Source organism: Mycobacterium sp. (genome assembly GCF_051006775.1).
In the GTDB taxonomy this organism is placed as follows: Bacteria; Actinomycetota; Actinomycetes; order Mycobacteriales; family Mycobacteriaceae; genus Mycobacterium.
In genome coordinates this window covers 1-7,084 of sequence record NZ_JBPCSX010000093.1, presented here as the reverse complement: position 1 = coordinate 7,084, position 7,084 = coordinate 1, and the positions used below count along the sequence as shown (strand labels likewise).

Here is a 7,084-nt window from a genome sequence, read left to right as displayed (position 1 = left end):
GTTCCGGCAGGCCTTAGTTACAGGTGACGGCGTTCGGCGAACAGTAGAACCTCTCCAAGTCGCCCTGATAGGTCAGCCGGAAGTCTGCGCCGCAGTCGATGACCACCGTGTCCGGGCCGAGTTGTTCGGCGATCTCCGCCGAGTTGCCATGCGGCAGCGCCAGGAACACCACGTCATGGCCGGCGAGAACGCCGATCTCGGTGGGCTCCAGGACCCGGTCGGCCAGCGGCAGCAGGTGCGGATGATGCTCGGCCAGGGCGGTTCCGGCGCTGGCCGCCGCGGTGAGCGCGCCGATGGTCAGACTGCCGTCGGCGTGGCCGGGATGGCCCAGCAGCAGACGCAGAATCTCTCCGCCGGCGTATCCGCTTGCGCCGGCCACCGCAACCGATGTCACCGACACAGTCTGCATGATTATGCAGTCAGATGCAACTTCATTAATCAAGCTCGTTGGAGGTGCTATCCGCCACCAACAGCCACGCCAGGGTGGCCAACCCGATCGCGAGGGCTTGCACCGACACTACGAAGGCGATGTATTCATGCCACACCGCCGCAACCCCGCAATGCCCACCATCTGTTTTGACGGTCATCGAGAAGGCCAGACCCTCAGCGGCGCAGAGCAGTAACACGGTCAACACCGGCGCGGCCCGATCGGCCGGACGGAGCACACTGGCACGGCGTCGCAGGAAGCCCATCTCGATACCGAGCGTGATCAGAAGGACCGGCAGCACCTGCACAATCTGACTGAAGAAGACGTCGGAGACTTCGTTGGCGCAGCCGGCATTGATATCGATGACCGGAAACCACAGCGCCGAAGCCACCTGAACGACGAGGGTGCCGACCACCAGTGGCAGCACCCAGCCATGACGTGACCAGCCGATCCCCGGTGCCATCTCGGTGTCCAGCGTCGACGCCAAGACCAGACCCATTGCCGTCACGAACAGCAGCGACACCAGCAGGTTCATCCCCAGCGGCACTTCGCTTCCAGTACCGGCCAGGCCGATAACGACCAGATGCAGGCTCAGGATCAGCACTGCACCGACCGTCCACCAACTGCGCACCAACCTGTGCCAGAACCGTCCCCGACTGAGCGCGGGTTGCGCCTGGACGGCGATTCGCCACTTCAGAAAAGCGGAACCGGCAAGCAGTGCCACGTCGATGGCGACCACGATCCAACGCCACCCGGCCAACTGCGCGCCGGTGATGTCGAGGAAGAACTCAACGACGTCGTCGCTGTAGGTGAAACCGATCACCATCGCGAAAACGGCCGCCAAGGCGGCCGATTGAGCCCGGCTACGGCCTAGCGACGACGTACTCATCCGAGCCCCTTCTGCTTACCTAGGACCGAAGGGTCGCACCGACTGCCGCGTGCGCATGAGATACCGCCGCATCGCGGGCCGCACTGGCCTCGTCCTCGGTCAGCGTCCGGTCCGGAGCGCGGAACCGCAGTGCCAGGGTCAGCGACTTGCGGTTCTCGCCCACCTGCGGGCCGGTGTAGACGTCGAAGAGTGCGATGTCCTCAAGGAGGTCGCCGGCACCGTCGCGGACCGCATCGATCACCGCCTGCGCGGGCACACCCTCATCGACGACCACGCTCAGATCCTGGAAGACCGCCGGGAACGGCGACACCTCCGGTGCGCGCAGGGTCTCGACGACCGGAACCGAATCCAGGTCGAGTTCCACCGCGCAGGTCCCCTTGGGCAACCCGGCCCGTTCGATGACGGCTGGATGCAACTGGCCGGCATGACCGACGCCCCGTCCGTCCACCACCACCTCAGCGCACCGGCCGGGGTGCCACGGCAGCAGGCGAGCCGGTCGCAGGGTCACCTCGACCCCGCACGCCCGGCCGATGACCCGCACCGCCTCGAAGGCGTCCGCGGCTTCCACCGGACGGCCCGCACCCCAGGGCCCACGCGGGGTGCGCAGCCCGGTCAGCACCGCACCGATGTGCACCGGCTGATGCGGCAGGGAATCGTCCAGGATGCCGATCTCCTCATCGGTGGGCCTGCGATCGGTGGGGATGCGTTCGACTGCGCGGGTCTGCGGAGTCGGCTGCACCACCTGAGCTATCGAGAACAGCGCCACATCACCGAAACCGCGGGACACGTTGCGGGACAATGCCTCCAGCAGCGCCGGCAGCAGTGTGGTGGCCAGTTGCGGACGGTCGGCCTCCAGCGGATTGAGCACCCTGGTGGTGTTGCGTCGCGGGTCATCAGCGTCCAGACCCCACTGGTCGAACACTCCGGCCGGCAGGAACGGGGTGGGCAGAACCTCCACGAAGCCGGCCAGTGCCATCGACTTGCCGACCGCGCGACGGCGTCTCTGACCCGCGCTCAGCCCGCGCCCGGCAGGTGCGGGCGGCAGCACCGACGGGATGACGTCCAGGCCCTCGAGTCGCAGCACCTCCTCCACCAGGTCGGCGGGCGCCTTGATATCCGGCCGCCAACTGGGCGGGGTGACGGTGATGAAGGCCGGATCGGAATCAGCCTCGACCCGCGCACCGATCTGGGTCAGCCGATTCACCGTCGCGCCGTCGGGGTAGATCACCCCGGCCATCCGGTCCGGAAGGTCGATCGGCATCCGGACCGGCGGCGGCGAGAAGTCGTCGCGGGGCGGCTCCCCTCGCCAGTCGGTGAGCCTGGGTTCGATTGTGCCACCGGCGATTCCGGCGAGCAGACTCGCGCAGCGGTCGATAGCGGCCACCGAAACCGCCGGGTCCACGGAGCGTTCGTATCGCCGTCCCGCCTCGCTGACCAGATGCAGCCGGCGGATGGTGCGCGACACGGCGGCGGGATCCCACACCGCGGCTTCGAGCAGAACGTCGGTGGTGTTGTCGTCGATCTCAGTAGTGCCCGCGCCCATCACACCGCCGATGGCCGCCACCGCGGCATCGTCGACGATCAGCACATCACCCGGATCGAGTTTGCGCTCGACATCGTCGAGGGTGACGACGGTCTCCCCCGGATGGGCGAACCGCACCGCGAAATCACCCTTGATCCTGCTCCGGTCGTGGGCGTGCATCGGGTGACCGAGTTCGAGCATGACGTAGTTGGTGACGTCGACGGCCGGTGAGATGGGCCGGATGCCGCACAGCAGGAGCCGGCGGCGAATCTCCCACGGCGTCTGCGCGTTCGGATCGATGCCGGTGACCGGACGCAGCGCGAACCGGCTCACTCCGGTGCCCGGCGCAATGGTGACCGGCAGCGCGGGACCTTCGACCGGCAGCGGCGTGATATCGGCGGGGTCGACGAAGTTCAGGTCGTAGGCACAGGCGATCTCACGTGCGATCCCGCGCACCGACATCCCGTAGCCGCGATCCGGGGTGACCGCGAGATCGAACACCACATCATCGAGCCCCAGCACCGTATGCGCATCGGCGCCGGGCTCGGCGGTGCCCGCCGGCAGCACCAGGATGCCGGAATGATCGGACCCCAACCCGAGTTCGGTGGCCGAGCAGATCATGCCGTCGGACACCCGGCCATAGACCTTGCGCGCGACTATGTGAAAGTCGCCGGGCAGCATCGCGCCGGGCAGTGCCACCACCACCAGGTCACCGACGGCGAAGTTACTTGCGCCGCACACGATATCGCGGTCCTGACCCTCGCCGACGTCGACGGTGCAGGCCCTGATCGGCTTCTTGGCCTCCACCGATCCGTATCCGGTCACCCGGCCGATGACGACCGGCCCGCTGACCGGGCCAAGGGTGATGATGTCCTCGACCTCATGGCCCACCCGGATCAGCGCTCGCTCCAGGTCGTGCGGTTCGACATCCCATCCCGGCGCCCCGGCCGCCACGACCTCGCGGAGCCAACTATAGGGAAGGCGCATCAGATGCCGACCCCGAACGGCAGCGAGAACCGCACATCACCCTCGACCATGTCGCGCATATCCGGAATGCCGTTGCGGAACTGCAGGGTCCGCTCCAGCCCGCAGCCGAAAGCGAAGCCGGAGTACACCTCCGGGTCGATTCCGGCGGCCCGCAAGACATTGGGGTTGACCATCCCGCAACCGCCCCATTCCACCCAGCCCGGGCCGCCCTTCTTGTTCGGGAACCAGATGTCCACCTCCGCCGAGGGTTCGGTGAACGGGAAGAAGTGCGGTCGCATCCGGGTGCGGGCGTCTGCGCCGAACTCGGAGCGGGCGAATGCGTCGAGAGTTCCGCGCAGGTGCGCCATGGTCAGCCCGCGGTCCACCGCCAGACCCTCGACCTGATGGAACACCGGGGTGTGGGTGGAGTCGAGCTCGTCGGTGCGGAACGTCCGGCCGATCGAGACGATGTAGACCGGCAGCTCGCGGGAAAGCAGGGTGCGCACCTGGACCGGTGAGGTGTGGGTGCGCAGAAGCTGCCGTGACCCGTCCGGCGCGACATGGAAGGTGTCGGACTCGCTGCGGGCGGGATGATCGGGGGGAAAGTTCAGCGCGTCGAAGTTGAACTGCTCGCTTTCCACCTCGGGTCCCTCGGCCAGTTCCCAGCCCATCGCGATGAAGGTGTCGGCGACGTGCTCGGCGAGGATTGTGATGGGGTGACGCGCCCCGATGGGCTGACGCGTCGAGGGCAGGGTGACGTCGATGGCCTCGGCGATCAGCACCGCCGCATCCCGCTCGGCGCGCAGAACCGCGAGCCGATCGTCGAAGGCGGCCTGGGCCTCGGTGCGCGCCACATTGACCCGCTTGCCGGCCTCAGCCCGGTCCTCCTTGGGCAAGGTGCCCATCGCCTGCCTGGCCAGGGCCAGCGGCGCGCGATCACCGAGATGTTCGGTCTTGGCCCTGGTCAGTCCGTCGAGGTCTGCGGCTGCGGAGAACGCGGCACAGGCCGCGGCGACGGCGCCGGTCAGCGCGGCCTGCGAGAGCAGATCGGCAGATGGCTCACCCACGCGGCGGAACTCTCCTTGCTGACAGGAATCGGCTGACGGGGATATTCGCGGCACGGGTGTGACGCAAGTGCTGATCTGGAGATCATAAGTGATGCCACAATGACGCCTCGTGGGCAATTGTCGGGAGGATGGCAGATGATCAGGGCCTTGATCGTGGCGGCAGTCTGGGCGGTGGGCTTCGCCCTCATCGGCTTCGGCCCGCAGACCGGACACCCGCATGTGTCCCTGGTACTGGGCATCATCGTCCTCGGCTTCGCCGCCCTGGGTACCTGGGATCTGGTTCAGACCCGGCACTCGATTCTGCGGGCCTACCCGATCCTCGGCCACGCCCGGTTCCTGGCCGAAAAGATCCGGCCCGAGATCTATCAGTATTTCATCGAGTCCAACACCGACGGTGCACCCTACAACCGTGAGACCCGCGATGCGGTGTACCGGCGGGCCAAGGGCATTAAGAGCGACGAACCGTTCGGCACCGAGCACAATCTCAACTCCGTCGGCACCGAGTTCCTCCGACACTCACTGCGCGCCAAGATGGCCACCGATCTGACCCCGACGGTGCGACTCGGCGGACCGGACTGCGCCCAGCCCTATGACATCGCCCTGCTCAACGTCTCAGCGATGAGCTTCGGCGCGCTGTCTGGCAATGCCATCGAGGCGCTGAACGGCGGGGCCGCCCGGGGTGGTTTCGCCCATGACACCGGCGAGGGGGCGATCAGCCCGTACCACCTCAAGCACGGTGGCGATCTGATCTGGGAGATCGGCTCCGGCTATTTCGGATGCCGCACGCCCGAGGGACATTTCGACGCGGCGAAGTTCACCGAGAAGGCGGCACTGCCGTCGGTCAAGGCGATCTCGATCAAACTGTCCCAGGGCGCCAAGCCAGGTTTGGGCGGTGTGCTGCCCGGTCCCAAGGTGACCCCGGAAATCGCCGCGACGCGGGGGGTGCCCGTCGGCCAGACGGTGGTGTCCCCGCCGGCGCACACCGCGTTCGGCACGCCGCGCGAACTGATGGATTTCGTGGCGACGCTGCGCAGCCTCTCCGGCGGAAAACCGGTGGGGTTCAAGCTGTGCATCGGTTCCCGCACCGAGTTCCTGTCGATCTGCAAGGCCATGCTGCAATCCGGTATCACTCCGGATTTCATCATCGTCGACGGCTCCGAAGGTGGCACCGGAGCCGCACCGCAGGAGTTCGAGGACCACGTCGGTATGCCGCTGACCGAGGGCTTGATGATGGTGCAGAACTGTCTGGTCGGGACCGGACTGCGACAGCACATCCGGATCGGCGCGTCCGGCAAGGTGGCCAGTGGCTTCGATATCGTCCGCCGCGTTATCCAGGGTGCGGACTTCACCCTGGCGGCCCGCGCCATGATGTTCGCGGTCGGGTGCATTCAGGCGATGAAATGCCACACCAACCGCTGCCCCACCGGGGTGGCCACCCAGGACAAGGGTCTGGCCCGTGCCCTGGACGTGCCGGACAAGATCGACCGGGTGGCCAACTTCCAGAAGGGGACGGTGGCCAGCGCCGCGCAGATGGTCGCATCGATGGGCCTGGACAGCTTCGCCGAGCTGACACCGTCGATGCTCAACCGGCGGATCGATTCCTACCGCACCGGCACCTATGCCGAGATATACGAGTGGCTGATGCCCGGTGAATTACTGGAGAGTCCGCCCGACACCTGGCTGTCGGACTGGATCGAGGCTAGCGCCGACGAGTTCGTCTGAGCGAGCCTCTCAGCGCCGAGCCGGCGCACCAGCCATCGTCGGGGCTGTCTCTTCCATGAACAGTTGGACCGGCCGCAGATGATGCTCGCGTAGCCAACCGCTGTCCCCGTTGACCAGGAAGAGCACGGTGCCGAGCAGGCTGGCGACCACCGCGAAAGCAGTCAGTGACTGGATCCACTTGAGCCGACGGTCCGGACCCGATGGATACGCTGCCGCCACGACGATGGTGAAGACCCCCAACGTGGTAACGAGTACGAAGAGCGGAAACGGAAGAATCGGATGCGGCTGACTTAACCGGCTGTTGCGCGCTTCGGTCATGGCGGCAAGCGAATCGAGGAGGATTTTCGAATCGCTGCCGTCGAGCCTGCCGGCCTTGTCCAGTTCCACGATGCCCCGGACCGCGCTGAGCAGTTGCGCATTGGGTCCGTCGGCGGTCGAATCGATTCGTCCGGACATGAGTTCGCCGTCGGCAACAATCGCCGCATAGTTGC

5 protein-coding genes and 1 pseudogene are annotated in these 7,084 nt (G+C 66.8%); 1 reads left to right on the top strand and 5 read right to left on the bottom strand.

Features of this window, described 5'->3' with window-relative positions:
* Positions 1 to 28 precede the first annotated feature (28 nt).
* From ACR2JI_RS06830 to pheS, 4 genes and pseudogenes are all read right to left on the bottom strand, one after another.
* A pseudogene (locus ACR2JI_RS06830) lies at positions 29 to 409 on the bottom strand (N-acetyl-gamma-glutamyl-phosphate reductase); the annotation flags it as partial.
* A 25-nt stretch (positions 410 to 434) separates the two neighbouring features.
* The gene (locus tag ACR2JI_RS06825) at positions 435 to 1,271 is read right to left on the bottom strand and encodes a hypothetical protein (RefSeq protein ID WP_526389326.1); all 837 of its coding nucleotides are present in this window, start codon (positions 1,269 to 1,271) and stop codon (positions 435 to 437) included.
* Positions 1,272 to 1,335: 64 nt separating this feature from the next.
* Complete coding sequence (pheT, locus tag ACR2JI_RS06820; protein WP_526389325.1) at positions 1,336 to 3,825, bottom strand: phenylalanine--tRNA ligase subunit beta; 2,490 nt, start codon at positions 3,823 to 3,825, stop codon at positions 1,336 to 1,338.
* The gene (gene pheS / locus ACR2JI_RS06815; protein ID WP_526389324.1) at positions 3,825 to 4,871 is read right to left on the bottom strand and encodes a phenylalanine--tRNA ligase subunit alpha; all 1,047 of its coding nucleotides are present in this window, start codon (positions 4,869 to 4,871) and stop codon (positions 3,825 to 3,827) included. The genes pheT and pheS overlap by 1 nt, the downstream gene beginning before the upstream one ends.
* 135 nt (positions 4,872 to 5,006) lie before the next feature.
* On the opposite strand from pheS, the gene ACR2JI_RS06810 reads away from it, so the two are divergent.
* Positions 5,007 to 6,593, top strand: a complete 1,587-nt coding sequence (locus tag ACR2JI_RS06810) for an FMN-binding glutamate synthase family protein (protein ID WP_526389323.1) — start codon at positions 5,007 to 5,009, stop codon at positions 6,591 to 6,593.
* Between the two features lie 9 nt (positions 6,594 to 6,602).
* Here the strand turns inward: ACR2JI_RS06810 and ACR2JI_RS06805 are convergent.
* A partial coding sequence (locus tag ACR2JI_RS06805) for a bestrophin-like domain (RefSeq protein WP_526389322.1) occupies positions 6,603 to 7,084 on the bottom strand: 482 nt, incomplete at its 5' end.